This is a genomic window from Citrobacter sp. BIDMC107 (assembly GCF_001037575.1).
Lineage (GTDB): Bacteria > Pseudomonadota > Gammaproteobacteria > Enterobacterales > Enterobacteriaceae > Citrobacter > Citrobacter freundii.
In genome coordinates, this window is the sequence record NZ_KQ089849.1 from 310488 (window position 1) to 336512 (window position 26025).

At 50.6% G+C, this 26025-nt stretch carries 20 protein-coding genes; 10 read left to right on the top strand and 10 right to left on the bottom strand.

What is annotated here, in order from left to right:
- Window positions 1-6 precede the first annotated feature (6 nt).
- Both SK39_RS22375 and SK39_RS22380 read right to left on the bottom strand, forming a co-directional pair.
- The gene (locus SK39_RS22375) at window positions 7-1239 is read right to left on the bottom strand and encodes a GGDEF domain-containing protein (protein ID WP_003843938.1); all 1233 of its coding nucleotides are present in this window, start codon (window positions 1237-1239) and stop codon (window positions 7-9) included.
- Window positions 1240-1306: 67 nt separating this feature from the next.
- Entirely contained in the window at window positions 1307-3421 is a 2115-nt protein-coding gene (locus SK39_RS22380) for a putative bifunctional diguanylate cyclase/phosphodiesterase (RefSeq protein WP_048217514.1), read from the bottom strand.
- 411 nt (window positions 3422-3832) lie between these two features.
- Between SK39_RS22380 and SK39_RS22385 the strand changes: the two genes are divergently transcribed.
- From SK39_RS22385 to dbpA, 4 genes are all read left to right on the top strand, one after another.
- Window positions 3833-4942 (top strand): methyl-accepting chemotaxis protein, encoded by a 1110-nt coding sequence (locus tag SK39_RS22385; protein WP_016150306.1) that lies wholly within the window; start codon window positions 3833-3835, stop codon window positions 4940-4942.
- Between the two features lie 154 nt (window positions 4943-5096).
- Entirely contained in the window at window positions 5097-6080 is a 984-nt protein-coding gene (zntB, locus tag SK39_RS22390; protein WP_003020379.1) for a zinc transporter ZntB, read from the top strand.
- A 275-nt stretch (window positions 6081-6355) separates the two neighbouring features.
- Window positions 6356-6523: a proline-rich small protein YnaL gene (gene ynaL, locus SK39_RS27920; protein WP_085951593.1), complete on the top strand. Its 168-nt coding sequence runs from the start codon at window positions 6356-6358 to the stop codon at window positions 6521-6523.
- A 28-nt stretch (window positions 6524-6551) separates the two neighbouring features.
- Window positions 6552-7925, top strand: a complete 1374-nt coding sequence (gene dbpA / locus SK39_RS22395; RefSeq protein WP_003843930.1) for an ATP-dependent RNA helicase DbpA — start codon at window positions 6552-6554, stop codon at window positions 7923-7925.
- Between the two features lie 93 nt (window positions 7926-8018).
- Here dbpA and ttcA read toward each other — a convergent pair whose 3' ends face one another.
- The 5 genes from ttcA to nifJ all read right to left on the bottom strand — a co-directional run bounded on the left by ttcA (window position 8019) and on the right by nifJ (window position 15073).
- The gene (gene ttcA / locus SK39_RS22400) at window positions 8019-8954 is read right to left on the bottom strand and encodes a tRNA 2-thiocytidine(32) synthetase TtcA (protein WP_003833209.1); all 936 of its coding nucleotides are present in this window, start codon (window positions 8952-8954) and stop codon (window positions 8019-8021) included.
- 198 nt (window positions 8955-9152) lie between these two features.
- Window positions 9153-9587: a universal stress protein UspF gene (gene uspF / locus SK39_RS22405; RefSeq protein WP_048217515.1), complete on the bottom strand. Its 435-nt coding sequence runs from the start codon at window positions 9585-9587 to the stop codon at window positions 9153-9155.
- A gap of 81 nt (window positions 9588-9668) precedes the next feature.
- Window positions 9669-9881 (bottom strand): KTSC domain-containing protein, encoded by a 213-nt coding sequence (locus SK39_RS22410; protein ID WP_003020366.1) that lies wholly within the window; start codon window positions 9879-9881, stop codon window positions 9669-9671.
- Between the two features lie 145 nt (window positions 9882-10026).
- Window positions 10027-11181: a porin OmpC gene (ompC, locus tag SK39_RS22415; protein WP_032935630.1), complete on the bottom strand. Its 1155-nt coding sequence runs from the start codon at window positions 11179-11181 to the stop codon at window positions 10027-10029.
- A gap of 367 nt (window positions 11182-11548) precedes the next feature.
- Window positions 11549-15073: a pyruvate:ferredoxin (flavodoxin) oxidoreductase gene (gene nifJ, locus SK39_RS22420; RefSeq protein WP_044710855.1), complete on the bottom strand. Its 3525-nt coding sequence runs from the start codon at window positions 15071-15073 to the stop codon at window positions 11549-11551.
- 274 nt (window positions 15074-15347) lie between these two features.
- Between nifJ and SK39_RS22425 the strand changes: the two genes are divergently transcribed.
- Window positions 15348-15614 carry a putative hemolysin gene (locus SK39_RS22425; RefSeq protein WP_003020360.1) on the top strand — a complete coding sequence of 89 codons (267 nt, stop codon included), beginning with the start codon at window positions 15348-15350 and terminating at the stop codon, window positions 15612-15614.
- 13 nt (window positions 15615-15627) lie between these two features.
- Here SK39_RS22425 and hslJ read toward each other — a convergent pair whose 3' ends face one another.
- Together hslJ and SK39_RS22435 are read right to left on the bottom strand one after the other, a co-directional pair.
- Window positions 15628-16047 (bottom strand): heat shock protein HslJ, encoded by a 420-nt coding sequence (gene hslJ / locus SK39_RS22430; protein ID WP_044710852.1) that lies wholly within the window; start codon window positions 16045-16047, stop codon window positions 15628-15630.
- A gap of 112 nt (window positions 16048-16159) precedes the next feature.
- Window positions 16160-17149 (bottom strand): 2-hydroxyacid dehydrogenase, encoded by a 990-nt coding sequence (locus SK39_RS22435; RefSeq protein WP_003020354.1) that lies wholly within the window; start codon window positions 17147-17149, stop codon window positions 16160-16162.
- A gap of 615 nt (window positions 17150-17764) precedes the next feature.
- Here SK39_RS22435 and SK39_RS22440 point away from each other — a divergent pair.
- The 4 genes from SK39_RS22440 (at window position 17765) to SK39_RS22455 (ending at window position 21240) form a co-directional block, all read left to right on the top strand.
- Window positions 17765-20404, top strand: coding sequence for a YdbH family protein (locus SK39_RS22440; RefSeq protein WP_003020352.1), 2640 nt, complete (start codon window positions 17765-17767; stop codon window positions 20402-20404).
- A complete protein-coding gene (locus SK39_RS22445; RefSeq protein WP_003020350.1) occupies window positions 20401-20592 on the top strand; it encodes a YnbE family lipoprotein in 192 nt (63 codons plus the stop codon). Before SK39_RS22440 ends, SK39_RS22445 begins: the two co-directional genes overlap by 4 nt.
- Before the next feature lie 7 nt (window positions 20593-20599).
- Window positions 20600-20926, top strand: coding sequence for a YdbL family probable chaperone protein (locus SK39_RS22450; protein WP_003840834.1), 327 nt, complete (start codon window positions 20600-20602; stop codon window positions 20924-20926).
- Between the two features lie 122 nt (window positions 20927-21048).
- On the top strand, window positions 21049-21240 hold the full coding sequence (locus tag SK39_RS22455) for a hypothetical protein (protein ID WP_003020344.1): 192 nt from the start codon (window positions 21049-21051) through the stop codon (window positions 21238-21240).
- Between the two features lie 43 nt (window positions 21241-21283).
- Here the strand turns inward: SK39_RS22455 and azoR are convergent, their stop codons facing one another.
- Window positions 21284-21889: an FMN-dependent NADH-azoreductase gene (azoR, locus tag SK39_RS22460; RefSeq protein ID WP_016150301.1), complete on the bottom strand. Its 606-nt coding sequence runs from the start codon at window positions 21887-21889 to the stop codon at window positions 21284-21286.
- A gap of 201 nt (window positions 21890-22090) precedes the next feature.
- Here azoR and hrpA point away from each other — a divergent pair, with 201 nt between their 5' ends.
- Window positions 22091-25993, top strand: a complete 3903-nt coding sequence (hrpA, locus tag SK39_RS22465) for an ATP-dependent RNA helicase HrpA (RefSeq protein WP_048217516.1) — start codon at window positions 22091-22093, stop codon at window positions 25991-25993.
- The last annotated feature ends 32 nt before the right edge of the window (window positions 25994-26025 follow it).

Consider the following 26025-nt stretch of genomic DNA (forward strand, 5'->3'; position numbering starts at 1 on the left):
TAAACATCAGGCGGCCAGCACTCTGTTCCTGCCTTCGTTCTTGGCTTTGTACAACGCGTCGTCAACACGTTTGAATAACTCATCGATACTTTCATTTGTTTCGTGCCGTGCTACACCAATGCTGACGGTAAAGCGGGGAAGGCCAGGGAGAGTCACCTTTGCCACTGTCGCACGGATCACTTCTGCGAGGTTGAGAGCGACATCCAGCGACGTTCGCGGCAGGAGCAGCACAAATTCTTCACCACCCCAGCGAAAAATAAGATCGTCTTTTCGCGCACAGGATTCCAGGGTGCGTGCCAGAGCACAAAGCACTTCGTCGCCTTTTAAATGGCCAAACAGATCGTTAATGCTTTTAAAGCGATCCGTATCGATCAACAACAGGCTGTAGTCCTGCGTCAATGATATCGCATGCGTCTGTTCCGGCTCGGTTACCTGATAAAAATGTCGGCGGTTAAGTAATCCCGTTAAAACATCTCGCAGGGCCGCACGCTCCAGCTCCTGTTCCAGCCGCTTTTGTTCGGTAATGTCATGAATAATGCACAACATCAGTTTATTACCGTAAATTTCGATCGGTCCGGCGTAGGTTTGCACATGACGGGAAGTCCCATCAGCCAGTTTATGGACAAAATGCAAAGGTTTATGGCCGCCGGGCAGATGGGCGATTTCATGCATCACCGGAAGTATATGGCGGCCCAGCATATTGATTTCCCATGTATGTTTCTGACACATCACATCATGAGTGTATCCATAAAAATTGAGCGCACTGAGGTTTGCATCCACGATCAACCCATCGCGGGACGGATCAATAAGTAACATTGGCGCGGAATTAGTCTGGAAGAAGCGCGCATAAAATCCCTGTTTTTTCCGCTGATAGGTTGCTGAACGGCTCGCTTTCAGACCCTGTGCAGCAGGCGTCTCAATGCCTTCGAAAAGGATGACTTCACCCATGCCAGGCAGGGGTTTAATGGAAAGGCGACTTGCCATCGCAATCTCTTCACCGTCGCGGTAAACCGTGAGAATTTCCACTACATGGTGATGATTTCGCAAGTCGCTGAGATACATGGTTAAGTCATTTTGAGCATGCGTTGAAAATGTTCCCTTGCGGAGCGGGGAAAAACAGAGACCCTGCATTAGCTCCCGTGCAACGTTATTAGCGAACACCAGCTCTTCGGTATGTGGCAAAACAATCCACACCGGAAAGGTTAATAAATCCAGTGAATGCAGCTCGGTTGTGCTCATCGATAATCCCGTTATTTTTATCTGCTGTGTTGCCTGTTAAATGGCGAATATTTTTAGATATTACGTCTCACAATGTTATTGATTGTCGGTGAGACAAGGGGGGTACAACTGGCTTTTGCTTGATGCTGTTTTCTTGTTGTATCAGTTCATGAATCTTATGTGCTGGCAGCGGTTTTGCAAACAAGAAACCTTGCAGCATGCTACACCCCATCTGAGTAAGGAGTATTTCCTGTTCCTGGGTTTCTATTCCTTCTGCCACCACACGCATATTCATGGAGTGAGCTATGTCAATAATGGTAGACACAATTTTTGTGTTTTTGCTGTTCTCGCTGATATCTTTGACAAATATCCTGTCAATTTTTAATTCGCGCGCCGGAAGAGACTTCAGCATCAATATATTTGAATAACCTGTACCGAAATCATCAATAGATACGGTGATCCCCAAAGCAGAAAAAGCATTCAGGACTTCCACACTGCGTTTCAAATTTTTAAGGGCGGTGCTTTCAGTGAGTTCCAGCGTGAGGCAGGCAGGTGACAGTTGATACTGCGCCAGGGCATTACAAACAACATCAATAATATCATGCTGTTCAAACTGGGCGGGTGAGAGGTTAACGGCGAGCGTCCATTCTGTATTTCCCTGTAATTTCCATTTATGCAACTGCAGGCATGCCTGCTGGATAACCCATTTCCCAACGGGAATAATCAGGCCCGTATCTTCCAACGCAGAAAGAAATTCGGCTGGCAGCAGCATGCCGCGTTCCGGATGATGCCAGCGTAATAATGCTTCAAAACCGGTCAGGGAATGATCTCCAGCGGTATATTTAGGCTGATACCATAGCTCAAACTGGTTGCGTTCAAGCGCTTGCGACAATTCTTGTAAAAATGTCGGCGGTGTATCCGCGATAGCTTCCATTTCAGGATGATAAATAGCCCAGCCGTTTCTGCCCGCCTGTTTGACATGATACATCGCCATATCGGCCTTCACTTTTAGCTCATGCAGCGTTGAGCCATGCTCAGGGTAAATACTGCTCCCCGCACTTAACGAAACCCGAATGGTATGTCCGAACAAGGTAAAGGGTTCACCGATCACATCGGCAATCCGCGTCAGCAGGGCGGAGATATCCTGCTGGTTGCAGTCTGGAACCAGTAGGATAAATTCATCGCCCCCCAGTCTTGCCAGCGTCATTGAGTCATCAAGGCAAGTGAAGATTCGCTGTGTACTGGCTATCAGTAGCTGATCGCCAATGTGATGTCCCCAGGTATCGTTAACGACTTTAAAACGATCGAGGTCGATAAATACCAACGCGAAATGCTGCTGATGCAGTTTAGAATGCCGCAGGCAGGCCAGTAAGCAGGTGTCTATTTGCGTACGATTAGCGAGACCGGTCAGCGCGTCGAAGTGAACCTGATGCTCAAGCTGGCAGTTCAACTGATGCAGATTGTCAGCCAGTCGGGAGGTACGGAGTTGCGAATCCACCATCGAAATCACCAGCATGATCCCCAAAATAACAAGCGTGACGGCGCAGACCCAGATAGAAAGTTCCAGCGTGCTGAGACCATCGTGCGCAGTGTGTCCAAAATGGGTGAACGTAGCTGCTCCCATACCGGTGTAATGCATAGAGGCTATTGCCAGCGCCATAATAAAGGCAGCAATAAGCCGATTTATTAGCGCTCGACGGCTATTTTGGCGTAAGTGAAAGGCCAGCCACAAACCCACGCCAGACGCAGCGACGGCAATAATCACGGAGAGTAGGATCAGCGAGCGATCCCAGGTTATAGCCACATGTTCGATAACGGCATACATACCAACGTAGTGCATTGTAACAACACCGGCACTTAATATGCTGGTAGCAATGAGCAGGCGTTTTGTTGATAGCGTATTACCAGAAATGGCGATATTGATGGCGACTGTCGCAGAAATGAGCGCAATAAAGAACGAAAACGCGGTGAGGGATAAATGGTAATTTATTGGCATACTCATTTTCATGGCCAGCATACCGATAAAATGCATCGACCAGATCCCCATACCCAGCGTAGCGCCGCCAGAGAGTCGCCAGAAGGTAGATTCACGTCTGCTGGAAATTGCCACTTTGCCCGCGCTGTCGAGGGCAATAAAGGAGGCAATAAACGCGACAATAAAGGAAATCCCAATCAATACAGGGTCCCACGACACGTGCAACATCTTACTACCTATCAAAAAAAAGACGTGATGATAAATTTAGCAGGTTTTGTCCAGTTAACCTGATAAAACCTGGGATGTTCTTGTGTTTTTACAATGACTATTAGAGGGAAGGGGCAAACATCGAAAATGATAGACCTTTACTTATACAAATATTCATAAGATTTATAATTCTGTGCATTTTATGCACACGACGTGCTTGTCATCACAATAATCTAACGACAAGCGCCAGTCTCATCCTTTGTAGGATAAAACACCTGGTTAATGTAAATTAATAGTGTGATTACCTGTCTTAAGTGAAAGGATTGCAGACTCTCATTGAAAGTTCGTCTTTCGTCTCCGCGTTATGGAAATTTGCATTGCAGATGCTATAAAAAATAATATCCACGTTATTTCTTAGCGCACAGGACTAAAATGTTAAATGATATTAGCGTCAGAACCTTTATTATTTTATTTCTGCTCATTACGGCGGTCGCTCTCAATGTTTTTGAAATAATATTTTCCGCTCCCCCGGTAATTATCATTGGAACTAATTTGGTCAGTTTTACTTCTATATTATGTTTGTGGTGGTATATGACGAAATATTTAGTCGTGCCAATTAATACGGTTAAAAGAAGCATTGAGGAGGTAACCTCCGGGAATCTGGCGATTAGTATTCCAGAGTTTGGCAATAACTGTGCGGGAAGATTAATACCGGGCATTAATAGTTTATCAAGTAATATTTCAACACTCGTTAATGAGATCAGAACATCTTCACAAACGGCGATGGCGCTCTCTGAACAGCTCGCGGAACGCAGCGCTGAGTTATCAGTAAAAACAGAGCAGCAATCCGGAGCATTAATGCAAACGGCTGCCAACATGGATGAAATAGCGGTCAGCACGCGTAACAATGCAGAGAATACGCAAATGGCGAGTGCTAAGGCCAATATTGCAACACTATCTGCCCGGCAGGGCGGTGATTTAATGGTGCAGGTCGCAACCAATATGCAGTCGATCACCGAGTGCGCCCAGCAGATGACAGAAATTATTACCCTGATAGATGGTATTGCATTCCAGACAAATATTCTGGCATTGAATGCCGCCGTAGAAGCGGCGAGAGCGGGAGAACATGGAAAAGGTTTTTCCGTGGTGGCCGGAGAGGTACGAATGCTCGCGCACCGTAGCGCAGATGCCGCTAAGAATATTAAACATCTGATTGCCCAAACTCATGAAAACGTTCAGCAAGGTGCGGCTATTGTGCGTGAAGCTGAAAAAAATATGCAGGATATTGTTGGTGGTGCCGGGCAATTAAACCAACTGATGGGCGAGATATTAACCACTACGCAGGAGCAGGAGAAAGGGATCATCAGTATTACTCATGCGCTCGCGGAACTGGAAAACGTTACACAGAGTAACGCCATTATGGTGGATGAACTGTCTGACTCTTCGGATATTCTGAAAAATCAAGTGACTGACCTCCAGTCGCGAACGCACAAGTTTCGTTTAAGTCACGCTTTTGAATCTGAGAGACGCCAGCGGGCTTAACAGGGTGCCTCGCAACAAGCGCCACATTTGTCGGCGCTTTTTTTGTTATCAGATACTTTTATGAGTCATTTCAGCACAATGGGACAATGAGATATTGCTTAACATATTCTGACGGCTAGACTAACGAAAAAAGCTGAATGTTTGTGGAGGCGCTGTGGAAGCCATTAAGGGAACGGATGTTAATGTGCCGGATGCCGTGTTTGCCTGGCTGTTGGATGGGCGTGGTGGGGTGAAACCACTGGAAGATAACGATGTTATCGATACTCAGCATCCCTGCTGGCTGCATCTTAATTATACTCATCCTGAAAGTGCGCAATGGCTGGCGACAACGCCCTTACTTCCCAATAACGTGCGTGATGCGCTGGCGGGTGAAAGCACGCGCCCGCGTGTCAGCAGGGTAGGAGAAGGTACGTTAATTACGCTGCGCTGTATCAACGGCAGCACCGACGAGCGGCCTGACCAACTGGTAGCGATGCGTTTATATATGGATGAACGTCTGATTGTCTCAACGCGTCAGCGCAAAGTGCTGGCACTGGATGATGTGGTCAGCGACCTCCAGGAAGGTACAGGGCCGGCTGATTGTGGCGGTTGGCTGGTGGATGTTTGTGATGCGCTGACCGATCATGCCAGCGAATTTATCGAACAGTTGCACGACAAAATTATCGATCTGGAAGATAACCTGCTCGATCAGCAGATCCCGCCGCGTGGCTTCCTGGCATTACTGCGTAAGCAGTTAATTGTGATGCGCCGTTATATGGCGCCACAGCGTGATGTCTATGCCCGCCTGGCGAGCGAAAGGTTGTCCTGGATGACTGACGACCATCGGCGACGGATGCAGGATATCGCTGACAGGCTGGGGAGAGGGCTGGATGAAATCGATGCCTGTATTGCCAGAACCGGTATCATGGCGGATGAAATTGCGCAGGTGATGCAGGAGTCTCTGGCTCGCCGAACGTATACAATGTCATTGATGGCAATGGTTTTTCTTCCCAGCACATTCTTAACCGGGCTTTTCGGCGTTAACCTCGGCGGTATCCCCGGCGGTGGTTGGCAGTTCGGTTTCTCACTTTTTTGTATTCTGTTAGTGGTCCTGATTGGTGGTGTTACTTTATGGTTGCATCGTAGTAAATGGTTGTAACAACAACGTTTTTTAGTGACTTTTGCGCATGAAAACGTCCTGAATTTTGAGCGAGGTCAATAAACCATCTACCTATTCGGGGCAATATCTCTCTCGCAGGTGAATGCAACGTCAAGCGATGGGCGTTGCGCTCCATATTGTCTTACTTCCTTTTTTGAATTACTGCATAGCACAATTGATTCGTACGACGCCGACTTAGATTAGTCGGCTTTTTTTTGCCTGCAGGAAATCAGCGTCTACCCTAAAAGAGTCAACCTGAATGACTGGAGGAGTATATGACCTGTCTGATTGCAACTGCGCACACGGATTCGCTCCCGACTGACCCGGTTCCCATTCCCGATCCCATTCCTCGTCCACAGCCAATGCCGGATCCGCCGCCGGATGAAGAACCTATTAAATTGTCGCATCGTGGGCGTAGATCTGCGAGGATACGCGCCTGCTGAATGTGAGTTTTTACCGCGAGATTAAATTGTGACCGCTTTTTCAACCCTGAATGTTTTACCTGCTGCTCAACTCGAGAACCTTAACGAGCTGGGTTATCTTGAAATGACGCCTGTTCAGGCTGCCGCATTACCGGCAATCCTGGCGGGGAAAGATGTTCGCGTGCAGGCTAAAACCGGCAGTGGCAAAACGGCTGCTTTTGGTCTTGGGCTATTACAGCATATTGATGCCGCGCTGTTTCAGACGCAGTCTCTGGTGCTGTGCCCAACCCGAGAGCTTGCCGACCAGGTGGCGGGTGAACTGCGTCGTTTAGCGCGCTTTCTGCCAAACACCAAGATCTTAACGCTATGCGGTGGGCAGCCCTTTGGTGCACAGCGTGACTCTCTGCAGCATGCACCTCATATTATTGTCGCCACGCCGGGGCGTTTACTCGACCACCTGCAAAAAGGCACCGTTTCTCTGGAAGCCCTGAATACGCTGGTTATGGATGAAGCCGACCGCATGCTGGATATGGGCTTTAGCGATGCGATTGATGATGTCATTCGCTTTGCACCAGCTTCTCGCCAGACCTTGCTGTTTTCTGCGACCTGGCCGGAAGCCATTGCCGCCATCAGTGGCCGGGTGCAACAAAATCCATTAACCATTGAAATTGATACGGTCGATGCGTTACCGGCGATTGAACAGCAGTTTTTCGAAACCTCCAGCCACGGAAAAATTCCGCTGCTGCAAAAATTGCTCAGCCAGCACCAGCCTGCTTCATGCGTCGTTTTTTGCAACACCAAAAAAGACTGTCAGGCCGTGTGTGACGCATTGAATGCGGCGGGGCAAAGCGCACTTTCACTGCATGGCGATCTTGAACAGCGCGATCGCGACCAGACGCTGGTGCGTTTTGCCAACGGCAGCGCACGCGTTCTGGTTGCTACCGATGTGGCCGCACGTGGCCTGGATATTAAATCACTCGAACTGGTGGTTAACTTCGAACTGGCGTGGGATCCGGAGGTTCATGTCCATCGTATCGGACGTACCGCGCGAGCCGGTAACAGCGGTCTGGCGATTAGTTTCTGTGCGCCGGAAGAAGCACAGCGTGCCAATATTCTTTCTGAAATGCTGCAATTGAAGCTGAACTGGCTGCCGGCGCCAGCTAACGTGTCAATCCTGCCGCTGGAAGCAGAGATGGCGACGTTATGCATTGATGGTGGCAAAAAGGCTAAAATGCGTCCTGGTGATGTTCTGGGGGCTCTGACCGGTGATATTGGCCTGGATGGCGCCGATATCGGCAAAATTGCCGTTCATCCGGCACACGTCTATGTCGCCGTTCGCCAGAACATAGCGCACAAGGCGTGGAAACAATTGCAAAACGGTAAGATTAAAGGCAAGACTTGCCGAGTTCGTTTATTGAAATAAATACCCATTGGAGTGCCTGATGGCGCTCCGCTTATCAGGCCTACAACGGGTATATGCTCGTTGTAGGCCTGATAGGGCGTTTACATAATCGACTTACTTCACTTCCACCACGTTCAGGCGTAACTCATCCAGTTGAGCATCATCTTCTTCTGGCTGCCAGCCCGCAGGCTGTAGCGGGATCTCTTCACGATCGAACGCTAAATCACCGCCGTCCACAACCTCTGAACCGTGCTTAATGCCTTTAAAATCGAACAGATTGATATCGCTCAGATGTGAAGGCACAACGTTCTGCATCGCACTGAACATGGTTTCAATCCGACCTGGATAGCGTTTGTCCCAGTCACGCAGCATGTCAGCAATGACCTGACGCTGCAGGTTAGGCTGTGAGCCGCACAGATTGCACGGAATAATCGGGAAACCTTTCGCTTCGGAGAAGCGCTCGATATCTTTCTCACGACAGTAAGCCAGCGGACGGATCACGATGTGCTTACCGTCATCACTCATCAGCTTCGGCGGCATACCTTTCATTTTTCCGCCGTAGAACATGTTTAAAAACAGCGTTTGCAGGATGTCGTCGCGATGGTGGCCGAGCGCAATCTTGGTGGCACCTAACTCGGTTGCCGTACGGTACAGAATGCCGCGACGCAGGCGAGAGCAGAGCGAGCAGGTCGTTTTGCCTTCAGGGATTTTGTCTTTGACGATCCCGTAAGTGTTTTCTTCGACAATCTTGTACTCAACGCCCAGCTGTTCCAGATACTCCGGCAGAATGTGCTCTGGGAAGCCAGGTTGTTTTTGATCGAGGTTAACCGCAACCAAGGAAAAACTGATCGGGGCGCTTTGCTGCAAATTACGCAGGATCTCCAGCATGGTATAGCTGTCTTTCCCGCCGGAAAGACACACCATAATGCGATCGCCGTCTTCGATCATATTGAAGTCGGCAATGGCTTCGCCCACGTTACGACGCAGACGTTTTTGCAATTTGTTCAGGTTGTATTGTTCTTTCTTGCTAATATCTTGATTTTGCGACATTTAATAGAGGCTCAATTCATAGTGTGGCATCAGAAGAGTATGCATCACGCCGGATAGTCCGGCAAAAGAAGTCTGATATAAAAACTGTGGCGTGTATGGTACGGATAAGCGGGAAAAATGTCAGCACATTTAGGACAGGAATCGTGGGGTATAAGTGGTAGAAACAAAAAGCCCGCAGCGATGTGCGGGCCTGAAAGCTTAGCGGACTACCAGTACCGAACACTCCGCATGACGCACTACTGCTGCGGCGTTAGAGCCCAGCAGGTAGGTGGTGATGTCAGGTCGGTGTGAGGCAATAATGACCATATCAGCCGGTAATTTTTTGGCGATCTCCAGAATCTTATCTTTCGGCGCACCTTCTGCGACATGAATGTGCACCCTGTCCCTTGGGATATTGAACTTCTTGATAATCTCTTCCAGTTGAGATTTTGCTTCGGCTTTCAGATCGTCCATGGCCGGTAACTCTGCCGAGTAGGCCAGTCCCAGAGAAGCGTAGTAGGGCAGTGACGGAATTACGGTCAGAAAATGGACCTGCGCATCGTCAATTTTGGCCTCTGCTTCAACATGGGCAATAACGCGTTGAGTTAATTCTGAGTCTGAAATATCGATGGGTACAAGAATCGTTCTGTTCATAAAACCTCCTGTTTAAGTATCCACCTAAAGCTTACCGCGTAATGGCACTTTATGTACAATGACAAAGATCACATTTTGGCATCACTTTATTTTGATTTCAGGAAACTTGCCTTTTATTACGCCGTCGTAAAATCGACCTTTCGAGACCACGCTCAGGAAATCACGAAAAATACGGGCAGGGACAGGCTGATATTGCAGGGTAGCCAATTGGTGAAAGCGAATTTCCAGCGTGTGAGAGGATTCGTCATAGCCGACGGATGCAATACGGGATGATTTTACAGGATGATGATTCATTGCAGGTATCCTCTACTACAGGTCTTAATGCAAGATATCATCTATCAGAGAGATGTTTTAACGCAACAGATATAATGTTTTGATCTGGATAAAACAGAATTGTTAGAACATAAAGAGAGCCCGCTGTTGCCAGCGGGCTGACGGATTAGAACTGGTAAACCATACCCAGTGCTACAGTGTCATCAGTAGAGATGTCATTGCGAGTGTAGAAGCTGTCGTCTTCGTCCAGCAGGTTGATTTTGTAATCAACATAGGTGGAGAAGTTTTTGTTGAAGTAGTAAGTAGCGCCTACAGAAGCATATTTGACCAGATCTTTGTCACCGCTTGTTCCTGCTGGGCTTGCAGCAGTACCTGGCATAGTCAGATCCTTACCTTTAGACATCAGGAAAGAAACTTCCGGACGCAGACCGAAGTCGAACTGGTATTGCGCAGTCACTTCAAAGTTCTGAGTTTTGTTGGCGATAGTATTATCACTACCGTCAGAACCACCATACGGAGTCATATTGCGGGTTTCAGAGTACATGGTTGCCAGGTAGATATTGTTCGCGTCGTATTTCAGACCAGCAGTCCATGCGTCAGCTTTATCACCACCTGCAGTTGAATGGTTTACCTGCTCGTTAGTACGGTCAGAAGAAGTGTATGCGGCACCGAAGCTTACGCCCATACCCAGATCGTAGGTAGAGGAGATACCGAAGCCGTCACCGTTAGAGTTCTTCATGTTACGATCGTCGCCACCGTTATTGGTGCCTTCTTGTTCTGGTGACTGATTTTCGTTCGCGCCTTGGTACTGCAGCGCAACGTTCAGACCGTCAACCAGACCAAAGAAGTCGGTGTTACGGTAGGTTGCAACACCGTTTGCACGACCGGTCATGAAGTTGTCTGCTTTGGTGTAAGAGTCGCCACCGAATTCTGGCAGCATATCGGTCCAGCCTTCAACGTCGTACATGACGCCGTAGTTACGGCCGTAATCGAATGAACCGTAGTCGCCGACTTTAATACCTGCGAATGCCAGACGAGTCCAGGAGTCGCCTTTATCGCCTTCGGTGCCGTTGGCCTGAACCTGATATTCCCACTGGCCATAACCGGTGATCATATCGTTAACCTGAGTTTCGCCTTTGAAGCCCATACGCATATAAGTCTGATCGCCATCGCTGTTAGCGTCGTCAGAGAAATAATGCAGGCCGTCTACTTTACCGTAGAGATCTAATTTGTTGCCGTCTTTATTATAAACTTCAGCAGCGTGAGCAGCGCCTGCAGCCAGCAGGGCAGGAATTATGAGAGCCAGTACTTTTCTGTTCATTGAAATAATCCTTTAGTTTTTTTATTAACCTGTGACTACCCATGTAGGGAGTAAAGGCATGCTAAAGGAGAAGTTCCGTAAAGAGATAAATGTGAATTGTTACGCCTTAAGTAAAACCTTAAACAAATAATTCTACGGAAATGGTAATAGACATCATGAATGAATTGGTTGAAATATATATAAAATAAAAATTATACAATTGAATTTTGTTGGGCTATTCTGCGCGTGTTATATGCCTTTATTGTCACGTTTTATTTTTCGTTGGTATATTGATGGTAATTATTAATTAGCCAGCGAATAAATTGACAAGCCCGAACGACTGTTCGGGCTTTTTTTTTGGTTCCAGGCAAATACTGAGATAAATGTATTACTCGGCACCGCTCTTTTCTGCTTTACCTGCCAGTTGGGCCAGGAAGTCGTAGCGTTTTTGCAGATCGGCGGCGGCGTCTTTCCACAGCTGCTCAGCAACTTCTGGCTGTTGGGCATTCAGGCGGCGGAAGCGCTGCTCGTTAAGCAATGTTTCGGCCAGCGCGTCTGACGGTGGGCGAGAGTCCAGCGCCAGCGGCAATTTACCTTCATCTGCACGACGCGGATCAAAGCGGTACAGCGGCCAGAATCCGGTCGCCGTCAGCTGGCGCATCTGATCGTGGCTTAGCGCGAGATCGTAACCGTGCTCCTCACATGGGCTATAGGCGATAATCAGCGACGGACCCGGATAGGCTTCTGCTTCCTGAATCGCTTTCACCGTCTGGTTCAACTGTGCGCCTAGAGAGATCTGTGCAACATACACGTGCCCGTACATCATCATACTGACGCCAAGATCTTTACGCGCCTTGCGCTTGCCGTGTTCGCCAAATTTGGTGACAGCCCCGAGAGGCGTGGCTTTCGACGCTTGTCCACCCGTGTTGGAGTAACATTGAGTATCCAGCACCAGAATATTGACGTTCTCGGTCAGGCTCAGGACGTGATCCAGACCGCCAAAACCAATATCGTAAGCCCAGCCGTCGCCGCCAATCAGCCAGATGGATTTCTCGACCAACGCGTCGGCATCGGTTAACAGCTGCTGTGCGCCTTCGACATCTTTCAGGTGCTGGCGCAGCGCGGCAACTTGTTCACGGCGTACTTCTGGCGTCGCTTCAGCGTGCAGGGCGTCATTCAGTTCAGCCGGAATGTTATCGGCAAACTGTTCCAATAAACGCATAACGCGCACACGGTGCTGATCTACCGTCAGACGGAAGCCCAGACCGAACTCGGCGTTATCCTCAAACAGTGAGTTTGCCCACGCGGGCCCACGACCGTTAGCGTCGGTGGTATACGGCGTTGAGGGCAGGTTACCGCCATAAATCGATGAACAGCCGGTCGCATTGGCGATCAGCATGCGGTCGCCGTACAGTTGCGTAAGCAACTTGATATACGGCGTTTCACCACAGCCCGAGCAGGCGCCGGAATATTCAAACAGTGGCGTTATCAACTGTGAGGTACGAATATCAATGCGTTCCAGTTTAGTGCGATCTATTTCCGGCAGATTGAGGAAGAAGTCGTAGTTAACTTTTTCTTCTTCAACATGCTCAAGGCGCGACATCATATTGATGGCCTTGATCTCCGGATTCTGCCTGTCTTTCGCCGGGCACACTTCGACGCACAGATTACAACCGGTGCAATCCTCAGGCGCAACCTGCAGGACATATTTCTGACCGCGCATATCGCGTGATTTCACATCCAGAGAATGCAGGCTGGCAGGGGCGTTTTCCATCGCTTCTGGTGAAACCACTTTGGCGCGGATTGCCGAGTGCGGGCAAGCGGCAACGCAGTGGTTACACTGGGTACACAGCTCTTCCTTCCAGATGGGGATCTCTTCGGCGATATTGCGTTTTTCCCAACGCGTGGTGCCCATTGGCCAGGTGCCGTCTGGCGGCAGCGCGGATACGGGAAGAGCATCACCCAGACCGGCGAGCATTGCCGCGGTAACGGTTTTCACGAAATCCGGCGCGGCATCAGAAACCACCGGTGGGCGGTTAGCGCTGTGCGGGTCAACTGGCTGGAGTGCCACTTCGGCGACGGATTCACGCGCCAGAGCCAGCGCCTGCCAGTTACGTTCAACCAGATCCTGACCTTTACTGCTATAGCTTTTCGCAATCGCACCCTGCAATTCAACCAACGCGCTGTCGCCGGGTAAGATTTGCGTCAAATGGAAGAATGCCATTTGCATAACGGTGTTAATACGCGCTGCCAGACCGCATTCGCGAGCGATTTTGGCCGCATTAATCACGTAGAAACGGGCCTTCTTCTGATTCAGTACTGCCTGAACTTCCTGCGGCAAACGCGCCCAGACTTCATCCACGTTGTAAGGAGTATTAAGCAGGAAGATCCCGCCTGGTTTCAGGCGCTCGGCCATCTGATACTTATCGATAAATTGCAGTTGGTGACAGCCAACAAAATCGGCTTGTGAAACCAGATACGCTGATCGAATAGGCTGCTCGCTGACGCGCAGGTGAGAAACCGTCAGACCGCCTGCTTTTTTCGAGTCATACACGAAATAACCCTGCGCATACCACGGCGTCGAGTTACCGATAATCTTGATATTATTTTTGGTGGCCGACACGCTGCCGTCACTGCCCAGACCGTAGAACAGCGCTTCGAGCTTCGCGGTACCGGGCAGGGTGCTTTCCGGTAGCGGTAGTGACAGGTTGGTGACATCATCATAGATACCAACCGTAAAGCGAGGTTTCGGCTTCGCGCTACTCAGCTCAGTAAAGACCGCCATGACGCAGTCCGGGCCAAACTCTTTGGAAGAAAGGCCATAACGCCCGCCAATTACGCGTGGTAGGGTTTCCCGCTCGCCGCAGTTAAAGGCTTCCGCCAGCGCGGTCATTACATCCAGATACAGCGGTTCTGCCTGGGCACCCGGCTCTTTGGTGCGATCCAGAACGGCGATGCTGCGTACGGTTTCCGGCAGGGCGCGCAGTAAATGTTTGGCAGAGAATGGGCGGAATAGCCGAACTTTCAGGACGCCAACTTTCTCTCCACGAGCAAGTAACTCTTCGACGACTTCTTCGCAGGTACCAATTGCAGAACCCATCAAGATAATGACACGTTCCGCCTGTGGATGACCGTAATACTCAAAGGGTTGATACTGGCGGCCCGTCGCCGCGGCGAAGTCGTTCATCGCCTGTTCGACGTTTTCGTAAACCGCGTTATACCAGGGGTTTGTCGCTTCACGCGACTGGAAGTAGGTATCCGGGTTCGCAGATGTCCCGCGAATAACGGGATGTTCAGGGTTCAGCGCGCGGGCACGATGCGCATCAATTTCAGCTTGCGGCATCAGGCTGAGGATCGTGTCATCGGCCAGCGGCACAATTTTATTGATTTCATGCGATGTGCGGAAACCATCAAAGAAATGAATAAACGGAACCCGACTTTTCAGAGTGGCCATTTGTGAAATGAGCGCAAAGTCCTGTGCTTCCTGCACGCTGCTGGCACACAGCATCGCGCACCCTGTCTGGCGCACTGCCATTACGTCGGAATGGTCACCGAAGATAGACAGCGCATGAGTAGCAATGGTACGCGCGGCAACGTGCAGCACAAATGGCGTCAACTGACCGGCCAGTTTGTACAGCGTTGGGATCATCAGCAACAGGCCCTGCGATGAGGTAAACGACGTAGAGAGCGCACCGGTCTGCAATGCACCGTGAACGGTTGCGATTGCGCCGCCTTCTGACTGCATTTCTACGACGCGAGGGGTATCTCCCCAGACGTTTTTAAGCCCGTTTCCGGCCCAGGCATCTGCCTGTTCAGCCATTGTCGAACTGGGCGTAATCGGGTAGATGGCGATAACTTCGCTGGTACGAAATGCGACTGAAGCAACCGCACCATTACCGTCAATTGTGATCATACTGACACCCTTACATTGCGCAAAAAGAGGGACCCGCGTAACTGCGGCGAATCCTGTAGTTATCTTTCTATTTTAGCAAAAGCGCTAAAGACAGATTTTCGCTTTTGTGTCCTGGGAATAATCAGAATGAATGGTTTGATCAAAGGAGTAGCCAAAAAATTGCCAGAAAATGTAAACAGCACGCATAAATGCGCATTTTGCCTCTCGACGGCAGTGTTTCCGCTGCCTATTATTTATGGCTGTGTCGTTTGGTTAATATTCAGAGGGGAGTAAGATGCGCGCAGCGTTTTGGGTAGGGTGTGCCGCGTTATTATTATCGGCGTGCAGCAGTGAACCTGTTCAGCAGGCAACAGCCGCTCATGTCGCACCGGGGATGAAGGCCGCAATGTCCAGTTCTGGAGAGGCAAATTGCGCCATGATTGGAGGTTCGCTCTCCGTGGCACGCCAACTGGATGGTTCTGCCATCGGCATGTGTGCATTACCTAACGGCAAACGCTGTAGTGAGCAGTCGCTTGCCGCCGGAAGCTGTGGGAATTATTGAGCCACTGCTTTTACTACATTAAATCTGCCAGTTTAAACGTCAACGTTTGTTCTGCCGTAGCCAGTGTTAACTGGTCAGCAGTCAGATCAACTTGTGCGCCTTGCTTAAACATCTCGCTGACGATGCCGTCGAGCGCGTTAAGCTGTGGATCGGCGCACATCATGCGCGTCATTGCTATGTCTTTCACTTTTAATTCACCGTCGGACAGCTTGCCCTGACCATGGAACTGATTACACATTTTTCCCGACACCGTCATATTTTCACCGAAACTTAATTCAGGTGGGTTATTGGCGACGGTTACCGGCTTGCCATTGACGCTCTGCAAAACGAAGCGGTGATGCTGCAACTGTTCGCGATTGACGGACACTTTTCCATTGCTCACACAGCCAGCCATCAGCATGCTGAGCGCAATCAACGTGACAACTTTCTTCATTCTATTTCTCTGGGTTTGTGACGGGAATACATTCAATATAATAATGATACTGAGTGTTTTATCATCGGTGATTGTCTGAAAATGCTCCCCTGAATCCAGGGGAGCACGGAAATCAGAAGAGGGCGTTTGGACAGGTTTCGCCTTTGGAGATTTGTGCCAGATTCTGTAGCGTAGTCTCAGAAATGCTGGTTAACGCTTCGGCGGTCAGGAATGCCTGGTGCCCGGTAAACAGCACGTTATGACAGGCCGACAGACGACGGAACACATCATCCTGAATCACGTCATTGGATTTATCTTCAAAGAACAGATCGCGTTCGTTTTCATACACGTCCATACCCAGAGAACCAATTTTCTGGTTTTTCAGCGCATCGATAGCGGCTTGCGAGTCGATCAATGCACCACGACTGGTGTTAATAACCATCACGCCGTTTTTCATTTGCTCAAAGGCTTCGTGATTGAGCAGATGATAATTCTCCGGTGTTAACGGGCAGTGCAGAGAGATGACATCGGACTCGGCAAATAGCGTTTTAAGATCGACATATTCAACGCCTAACTCCAGCGCAGCAGCGCTTGGGTAGGGATCAAACGCCAGCAGGCGCATACCAAAACCTTTCAGGATCCGCAGGGCCGCAATACCGATTTTACCTGTACCGATCACCCCAGCCGTTTTGCCATACATGGTAAAGCCGGTCAGCCCTTCAAGAGAGAAGTTGGCATCACGGGTACGCTGATAAGCGCGGTGAATGCGGCGATTCAGCGTCATCATCATGCCAATCGCATGCTCAGCGACGGCTTCCGGTGAATAGGCTGGCACACGTACGACCTGCATACCCAGCTCTTTTGCAGCGTCGAGATCGACGTTGTTGAACCCGGCACAACGTAGCGCGATATATTTCACGCCATGCTTTTTCAGCTCTTCCAGAACAGGGCGGCTACCATCGTCGTTGACGAAAATGCACACGGCTTCGCAGCCATGGGCGGTTTTGGCTGTTTTTTCCGTCAACAGAAAGTCAAAGAATTCAAGTTCAAAACCAAAAGCCTCGTTAACCTGCTGCAGATACTTCTTGTCGTACTGTTTTGTACTATAGATGGCGAGTTTCATAAGACTTTCTCCAGTGATTTTGACGTCACATTAATCTAATTCAAATTATTTTACAAAATATAAAAAGTTATTGATAGTCATGGACGTAATGAATAATTCCAACGTATATCTGGTTAGTGTGGGCAGATTACGCGTTTTCAACAACTGGATAATTTTCATTCAGCTCATGCCGGTAAAGACAACGTGGTGAAAAAGCCAGCCGAATCACATCCTGACAGCTACGCTTATACAGGTAGCAAATATCGGGAGGAGTCATGTTAACTCACTCTGAAGCAAAACGATGGGCCACCTTAATGCTGAAGGCGGCATTATGCGATGGTATGAAACCTGATGAGATTTCCCGGCAGGTACATCTGGTCTGCGATCATCATGGTAGGGAGTGCCTCGAAGAACTCATTGAAGAAATTCTGATAGAAGCAGGTCGTATAGGACCTAAACATAGCGATGGACAACTGAGGCCCCATTGAGTCTGAATCTTAATATCCCCGACGGCACGTGTAACAGCGTGCCTATAAAACGGTTATCTATCCTTAATGTGGGCATATCCAGTTAAACATGCCACAATACGGGCCTAAACCGGCTTAAATTTTTGCTAAATCAGGATATTAACTACCCATGAAGGGTAAATATAAAGCCGTTCTGGCACTCCTCTTATTATTGATTCTCGTGCCGCTGACGCTAGTGATGACGCTTGGCCTGTGGGTGCCTACGTTGGTGGGTATCTGGTTACCCGTTGGAACACGCATCGCGCTGGACGAGAGCCCGCGGCTGACACGGCATGGGTTACATATACCTGAACTCCGCTATCTGGTTGAAGATTGTCCGCTAGCGCGCATTACTCAGGCGGATCTGTCTCACCCCAGCCGCTGGTTGCTGAATGTCGGGAGCATCGAGCTGGACTCAGCTTGCCTGGCCAAATTGCCGCAGACAGAGCCGTCGCCAGTAGCGCCCAAAACGCTGGCTGAATGGCAGTCAATGCTGCCTAATACCTGGATTAACATCGACAAACTTATTCTCTCTCCATGGCAGGAATGGCAGGGAAAACTGTCACTCTCGCTCACTCCCTCTACTCAACAGCTGCGTTACCAGGGGGACAAAGTTAAATTCCAGGGGCGTTTGCACGGGCAAAACCTCACAGTAACTGAGCTGGATGTTGCGGCATTTGAAGGCCAGCCGCCGGTAAGACTGGTCGGTGAATTTACTATGCCACTGGTGCCCGATGGACTGCCGGTAAGCGGTCATGCGGTTGCGACGTTAAGTTTGCCGCAAGAACCTACGCTTGTGGACGCCGAACTGGAGTGGCAACAAAACAGCGGACAACTGATCGTCATGGCGCGGGATAATGCCGATCCGCTGCTTGACCTTCCGTGGGAAATAACACGCCAGCAACTGACCATCAGCGACGGACGCTGGAACTGGCCTTATCAGGGATTCCCGTTAAGTGGCCGGCTGGGCATGAAAGTTGAAAACTGGCAGGCAGGACTGGAAAACGCGGTGGTGAGTGGGCGTCTGAATGTTCTGACGCATGGCGACGCCGGTAAAGGAAATGCCGTATTAACGCTGGGGCCGGGTAAGCTTGGCATGGATAGTAGCGAGATGCCGCTACAGTTGACCGGTGAAGCGAAACAGGGCGATCTGATCTTCTACGCGAAATTACCCGCGAGACTCACCGGAAGTCTGAACGATCCGCAATTGGCTTTCGAGCCAGGGGCGCTGCTGCGCTCACGTGGGCGGGTGATTGATTCGCTGGATATTGACGAGATTCGCTGGCCGCTGGCAGGGGTAAAAGTCACGCAACGCGGTGTGGATGGGCGTCTGCAGGCTATTTTACGTGCGCATGAAAACCAGATGGGGGGCTTTGAACTGCATCTGGATGGCCTGGCAAATGATTTTCTTCCTGATGCTGGTCGTTGGCAGTGGCGATATTGGGGTGAAGGCAGCTTTACGCCGATGCATGCCCGTTGGGACGTAGCGGGTAAGGGGGAATGGCATGACAATACCCTGAAGCTATTTGATCTTTCCACCGGATTTGATCATCTGCAATACGGCACGATGAAGGTGGAAAACCCACGTCTGGTGATGGACGAACCGATAGTCTGGGTGCGGGATGCAACCAAACCGACATTTAGCGGCGCGCTGTCGCTGGACGCAGGTAACACCACTTTCACCGGGGGAAGCGTGTTACCACCATCGACGCTGAAGTTTAGCGTCGATGGTAGCGATCCGACAATCTTCCAGTTCAAAGGCCAGCTTCACGCTGGGGCGATTGGGCCCGTACAGTTGAATGGTCGTTGGGACGGTATCCGCCTGCGCGGACAGGCCTGGTGGCCAAAACAATCGCTCACCGTATTCCAACCGCTGATCCCACCTGACTGGAAAATGAAGCTACGAGAAGGTGAGCTGTATGCGCAGGTCGCGTTTTCGGCAGCCCCGGAGCAGGGCTTTGAAGCGGGCGGTCATGGAGTGTTAAAAGGCGGTAGCGCCTGGATGCCCGATAACCAAATCAACGGTGTCGATTTTGTATTGCCTTTCCGGTTTAGTGAAGGTGCATGGCAACTGGGTACGCGTGGACCTATTTCTTTGCGTATTGCGGAAGTGGTGAATCAGGTGACGGTGAAAAATATCGCCGCCGATCTGCAGGGGGCATACCCCTGGAGTGAAAACAACCCGTTACTGTTGAGCGATGTCAGCGCTGACCTGCTGGGGGGCAAAATCATCATGCAGCAACTGCGGATGCCGCAGCACGATCCGGCCTTATTGCGAGTGCAGAATATCTCTTCCAGCGAGCTTATCAGTGCGGTTAACCCCAAACAGTTCGCCATGTCTGGCCCGGTCAGTGGCGCGTTGCCATTATGGCTGGATAATGAAAAATGGATCATTAAAGACGGCTGGTTGACTAATCCAGGGCCGATGACGTTGCGTATTGATAAGGATACCGCTGATGCGGTCGTCAAAGATAACATGGCGGCGGGGGCGGCCATTAACTGGCTGCGTTATATGGAAATAAGCCATTCGTGGACGAAAATAAATCTGGATAACCTCGGTGTCTTAACCATGCAGTCAACCGTGACTGGCAATAGTCGGGTGGATGGCAAAGTAGGTACAGTTAATTTGAATTATACCCACGAGGAAAACGTCTTTACGCTATGGCGCAGCTTGCGTTTTGGCGACAATTTACAGGCATGGCTTGAACAAAATGCAGCGCTGCCGGAAACCCATTGCCCGGAAGGCAAGGAATGTGAGGAACAACAATGAAAACGATAGCTGCCATGCTGGGTCTGCTGGCTTCATCTCTGCTGGTAGGGTGCACTCCCAGAATCGAAGTGGCTGCGCCAAAAGAGCCCATCACCATTAATATGAACGTCAAAATCGAGCATGAGATCCATATCAAAGTTGATAAAGACGTCGAAAGCTTATTGAAATCGCGCAGCGATTTGTTCTGAGGTCATGATGAGAAAACAGTTTGCAGTGGCGCTGGTCGTCCTGAGTTTACTCAGTAGCAATGCGTGGGCATTGACCCTGAATGAAGCCAGAGCTCAGGGTCGAGTAGGAGAAACGCTCAATGGCTATCTGGTTGCATTGCAAACCGATGCCGAAACGCAGGCACTGGTGAGTGAGATTAATAAAGCGCGCAACGCCAGCTATCAGCAACTGGCAGAGAGCAATAATATTCCGCCAGATGAAGTAGCAAAAATGGCCGGGCAAAAGCTGGTTGCTCGCGCTAAACCGGGTGAATACGTCCAGGGTATAAATGGTAAGTGGTTGCGGAAAGAATAAATCTCTTTGTACACAACCCCTGGTCACGACGCTGACTTATTCATCGACATCGCAATAGTTGTCACACGGCATAAAATGGATGCTGATATAGTCCAACACCGATCGCGTTGTGGGGTGAAATCATGTGGCTTCTCAAGTGGTATGTCTGGAATCGTTGGGTATTCAAACTGTTAAGCCGGGATGTCGCGGAGCCTGAACAATTTTTGCTTCATTGCTGGGAAGAGAATCTGGCGAAATGCAGGGATTATGCAACCATCTGGCGTGATATTAATCGCATTCACGGCAAACAGATACGGGTACAGGTAAAGAAGTAAGTGCCGGAGAAACCCTCTCACCGGACGGTGAGAGGGGGAATTATCAGGCAGCAACTACGCTGTCGATAGCGGCTTTCGCGTCGGATTGTGCTTTAGACGCCACTTCCGGGCCGTAAGCAATACCTTCAGCAAAGACGACATTCACGTCGGTGATGCCGATAAAGCCCAGGAATACGTTCAGGTACGGCGTGATCAGGTCGGTTGGTGTATCTTTATGGATACCACCACGGCTGGTCAGCACCACAGCGCGTTTACCCGTCACCAGACCTTCCGGGCCTTTCTCGGTATAACGGAAAGTCACACCAGCGCGGGCAATCAGGTCAAAGTAGTTTTTCAACTGCGTAGGGATGTTGAAGTTGTACATCGGCGCGGCGATAACAATCACATCATGCGCTTTCAGCTCAGCAATCAGCTCATCGGACAGCGCCAGCGCTTCCTGCTGACGCGGTGTCAGCGGTGTATCGCTCGGGCGCATCGCACCCACCAGTTCGCCATCCAGTACCGGTACAGGATTTGCAGCCAGGTCACGGATAGTGATTTCATCAGCAGAGTGCTTTTCACGCCACTGTTCAACAAAATAATCAGACAACTGACCAGACTGAGAGTACCCTGCCAGAATACTGGATTTAAGAACTAATACCTTGCTCATGGGTGTTTCCTTTTATGTGTTTGAAGGGGGTGAGCCCCGTTGCTTGTTGACACTTTATTCACAATCCTGTCGCAGTGATAGCGCAATATATCGAATCCTATGTTCGAAATTATTGAACAACACATGAAAAGCGCCGATGTGGTACTCTATACCCATCATCTAAAAGAGATTTAACCCGGCAGAGCACTGCCTTTTAACGCTATGACAGAACAACAAAAATTAACCTTCAACATGTTGCAGCAACAGCTGGATTCATTGATGCTGCGTGACAGACAGCGTTTTGCCCGCCGCCTGCACGGCGTGAAGAAGGTTAAAAATCCTGATGCACAACAGGCCATTTACCAGGAGATGGCGAAAGAGATTGAGCAGGCAGCCGGTAAAGTTGTGCTGCGTGAAGCGGCGCGTCCGGAAATCAGCTATCCGGAAAACCTGCCCGTCAGCCAGAAAAAACAGGATATTCTGGACGCAATTCGCGATCATCAGGTGGTGATTGTTGCTGGCGAGACCGGCTCGGGGAAAACCACCCAGTTACCCAAAATCTGTATGGAACTGGGGCGCGGGGTAAAAGGGCTGATCGGCCATACCCAACCGCGTCGTCTGGCGGCGCGCACCGTGGCGAACCGTATTGCGGAAGAGCTGCAGACCGAGCCGGGCGGCTGTATTGGTTATAAAGTTCGTTTCAGCGATCATGTCAGTGATAACACCATGGTCAAGCTGATGACGGACGGTATCCTGCTGGCGGAAATCCAGCAGGATCGACTGCTGATGCAGTACGACACCATCATCATCGATGAAGCGCATGAACGCAGTCTGAATATCGACTTTCTGCTCGGCTATCTGAAAGAACTTCTGCCGCGTCGCCCGGATCTAAAAATTATCATCACTTCGGCGACCATCGATCCTGAACGCTTCTCAAAGCATTTCAATAACGCGCCGATTATCGAAGTCTCCGGCCGAACGTATCCGGTGGAAGTGCGCTATCGCCCGATTGTTGAAGATGCAGATGACACCGAGCGTGACCAACTGCAGGCGATTTTTGATGCCGTAGATGAGTTAGGCCGTGAAAGTCAGGGCGACATTCTGATCTTCATGAGCGGCGAACGTGAAATCCGTGATACCGCCGATGCCCTGAATAAACTGGATTTACGCCACACCGAAGTGTTGCCGCTGTATGCGCGTCTTTCAAACAGTGAGCAGAACCGCGTATTCCAGTCGCACAGTGGTCGCCGTATCGTGCTGGCGACCAACGTGGCAGAAACGTCGCTGACCGTTCCGGGAATCAAATACGTCATTGATCCAGGCACCGCGCGTATCAGTCGCTACAGTTACCGCACCAAAGTTCAGCGCTTGCCGATTGAACCGGTGTCGCAGGCTTCTGCCAACCAGCGTAAAGGCCGCTGCGGTCGTGTTTCGGAAGGGATCTGTATTCGTCTGTATTCCGAAGACGATTTCCTGTCGCGTCCGGAGTTTACCGACCCGGAGATCCTGCGTACCAACCTGGCATCCGTTATTTTGCAGATGACCGCGTTGGGGCTGGGCGATATCGCGGCGTTCCCGTTTGTTGAAGCGCCGGATAAGCGCAATATTCAGGACGGTGTACGCCTGCTCGAAGAGCTGGGGGCGATAACCACCGACGAACAGGCAACAGCTTACAAGTTAACGCCGTTGGGCCGTCAGCTGTCGCAACTGCCGGTGGATCCGCGTCTGGCGCGCATGGTGCTGGAAGCGCAAAAACATGGCTGCGTACGTGAGGCGATGATCATTACCTCGGCGCTGTCCATTCAGGATCCGCGCGAGCGTCCAATGGACAAGCAGCAGGCTTCCGACGAGAAGCACCGCCGTTTCCACGACAAAGAGTCTGATTTCCTCGCGTTTGTGAACCTGTGGAACTATCTCGGCGAGCAGCAAAAAGCGTTGTCGTCAAACCAGTTTCGTCGCCAGTGCAAAGTCGACTTTCTGAACTATCTGCGCGTGCGAGAGTGGCAGGATATCTACACACAACTGCGCCAGGTGGTGAAAGAGTTGGGTATTCCGGTTAACAGCGAACCTGCTGAATATCGGGAGATCCACGTCGCGTTGCTGACCGGTTTACTGTCTCATATCGGGATGAAAGATACCGATAAACAGGAGTTTACCGGGGCGCGTAACGCTCGCTTCTCGATCTTCCCGGGGTCAGGTTTATTCAAAAAACCGCCGAAGTGGACGATGGTAGCGGAGTTGGTGGAAACCAGCCGCTTGTGGGGACGCATTGCCGCGCGTATCGATCCTGAATGGGTGGAGCCGGTAGCCCAGCATCTGATCAAACGTTCATACAGTGAGCCGCACTGGGAACGCGCGCAGGGTGCTGTGATGGCGACAGAAAAAGTCACTGTCTACGGCTTACCGATTGTTGCGGCCCGTAAGGTGAATTACAGTCAGATCGATCCTGCGTTATCGCGTGAACTGTTCATTCGTCATGCGCTGGTGGAAGGTGACTGGCAAACGCGCCATGCGTTTTTCCGCGATAACCTGAAACTACGAGCGGAGGTGGAAGAGTTAGAGCACAAATCACGCCGCCGCGACATTCTCGTCGATGACGAAACGATGTTTGAGTTCTACGACCAACGTATCAGCCATGAGGTGGTTTCTGCTCGTCACTTTGATAGCTGGTGGAAAAAGGTCAGCCGTGAAACACCGGATCTGCTCAACTTTGAAAAGAGCATGCTCATCAAAGAGGGCGCGGAGAAAATCAGTAAGCTGGATTATCCGAACTTCTGGCATCAGGGTAACCTTAAGCTGCGCCTGAGCTACCAGTTCGAACCCGGAGCCGATGCGGACGGTGTGACCGTACATATTCCACTCCCGCTGCTCAACCAGATCGACGAGAGCGGTTTTGAATGGCAAATTCCAGGGCTGCGCCGCGAACTGGTGATCGCCCTGATTAAATCGTTACCAAAACCGGTACGACGCAACTTTGTACCCGCACCGAACTATGCGGAAGCGTTTTTAGGCCGAGTGACGCCGCTGGAAATGCCGCTGCTGGACTCGCTGGAGCGTGAACTGCGCCGCATGACTGGCGTCACCGTTGACCGTGAAGACTGGCACTGGGATCAGGTGCCCGATCACCTAAAAATCACCTTCCGGGTGGTGGATGATAAGAACAAGAAGCTGCAGGAAGGGCGTTCGCTACAGGATTTGAAAGATGCGCTGAAGGGCAAAGTTCAGGAAACATTGTCTGCGGTGGCCGATGACGGTATCGAACAGAGTGGATTGCACATCTGGAGCTTCGGCCGACTTCCGGAAAGTTACGAACAAAAACGCGGTAACTATAAGGTAAAAGCGTGGCCGGCGCTGGTCGATGAGCGTGACAGCGTTGCCATCAAACTGTTTGATAATCCGCTGGAACAACAGCAGGCGATGTGGTGCGGTTTACGCCGCCTGTTGCTGCTGAATATTCCTTCGCCAATCAAATATTTGCACGAGAAGCTGCCCAATAAAGCCAAGCTGGGACTGTACTTTAACCCGTACGGTAAAGTTCTGGATTTGATAGACGACTGTATCTCCTGCGGTGTGGATCAGTTAATTGACGCCAACGGTGGTCCGGTGTGGACCGAAGAAGGCTTTGCGGCGTTGCATGAAAAAGTGCGGGCTGAACTGAACGATACGGTGGTGGAGATTGCGAAGCAGGTCGAACAGATCCTGACCGCAGTGTTTAATATCAACAAACGTCTGAAAGGGCGCGTGGATATGACCATGGCGCTGGGGCTTGCGGATATCAAAGCGCAAATGGGCGGACTGGTGTATCGAGGATTTGTTACCGGCAACGGTTTCAAACGTCTGGGCGATACGCTGCGTTATTTGCAGGCGATTGAAAAACGGTTGGAGAAACTGGCCATCGATCCGCACCGCGATCGCGCGCAGATGCTGAAAGTGGACAGCGTGCAGCAGTCCTGGCAGCAGTGGTTCAATAAACTGCCGCCCGCGCGCCGCGAAGATGACGATGTCAAAGAGATCCGCTGGATGATAGAAGAGCTACGCGTCAGCTACTTTGCCCAGCAGCTTGGCACGCCGTATCCGATTTCGGATAAGCGTATCCTGCAGGCAATGGATCAGATTACGGGTTAACGCAGTGCTGGACCGTAGACCGGATAAGGCGT

Coding starts and splice junctions, on each gene's coding strand:
- SK39_RS22375 (WP_003843938.1), bottom strand. CDS start 1,239: ATGAGCACAACCGAGCTGCATTCACTGGATTTATTAACCTTTCCGGTG.
- SK39_RS22380 (WP_048217514.1), bottom strand. CDS start 3,421: ATGTTGCACGTGTCGTGGGACCCTGTATTGATTGGGATTTCCTTTATT.
- SK39_RS22385 (WP_016150306.1), top strand. CDS start 3,833: ATGTTAAATGATATTAGCGTCAGAACCTTTATTATTTTATTTCTGCTC.
- ynaL (WP_085951593.1), top strand. CDS start 6,356: ATGACCTGTCTGATTGCAACTGCGCACACGGATTCGCTCCCGACTGAC.
- ttcA (WP_003833209.1), bottom strand. CDS start 8,954: ATGTCGCAAAATCAAGATATTAGCAAGAAAGAACAATACAACCTGAAC.
- uspF (WP_048217515.1), bottom strand. CDS start 9,587: ATGAACAGAACGATTCTTGTACCCATCGATATTTCAGACTCAGAATTA.
- SK39_RS22410 (WP_003020366.1), bottom strand. CDS start 9,881: ATGAATCATCATCCTGTAAAATCATCCCGTATTGCATCCGTCGGCTAT.
- ompC (WP_032935630.1), bottom strand. CDS start 11,181: ATGAACAGAAAAGTACTGGCTCTCATAATTCCTGCCCTGCTGGCTGCA.
- nifJ (WP_044710855.1), bottom strand. CDS start 15,073: ATGATCACAATTGACGGTAATGGTGCGGTTGCTTCAGTCGCATTTCGT.
- SK39_RS22425 (WP_003020360.1), top strand. CDS start 15,348: ATGCGCGCAGCGTTTTGGGTAGGGTGTGCCGCGTTATTATTATCGGCG.
- hslJ (WP_044710852.1), bottom strand. CDS start 16,047: ATGAAGAAAGTTGTCACGTTGATTGCGCTCAGCATGCTGATGGCTGGC.
- SK39_RS22435 (WP_003020354.1), bottom strand. CDS start 17,149: ATGAAACTCGCCATCTATAGTACAAAACAGTACGACAAGAAGTATCTG.
- SK39_RS22440 (WP_003020352.1), top strand. CDS start 17,765: ATGAAGGGTAAATATAAAGCCGTTCTGGCACTCCTCTTATTATTGATT.
- SK39_RS22445 (WP_003020350.1), top strand. CDS start 20,401: ATGAAAACGATAGCTGCCATGCTGGGTCTGCTGGCTTCATCTCTGCTG.
- SK39_RS22450 (WP_003840834.1), top strand. CDS start 20,600: ATGAGAAAACAGTTTGCAGTGGCGCTGGTCGTCCTGAGTTTACTCAGT.
- SK39_RS22455 (WP_003020344.1), top strand. CDS start 21,049: ATGTGGCTTCTCAAGTGGTATGTCTGGAATCGTTGGGTATTCAAACTG.
- azoR (WP_016150301.1), bottom strand. CDS start 21,889: ATGAGCAAGGTATTAGTTCTTAAATCCAGTATTCTGGCAGGGTACTCT.
- hrpA (WP_048217516.1), top strand. CDS start 22,091: ATGACAGAACAACAAAAATTAACCTTCAACATGTTGCAGCAACAGCTG.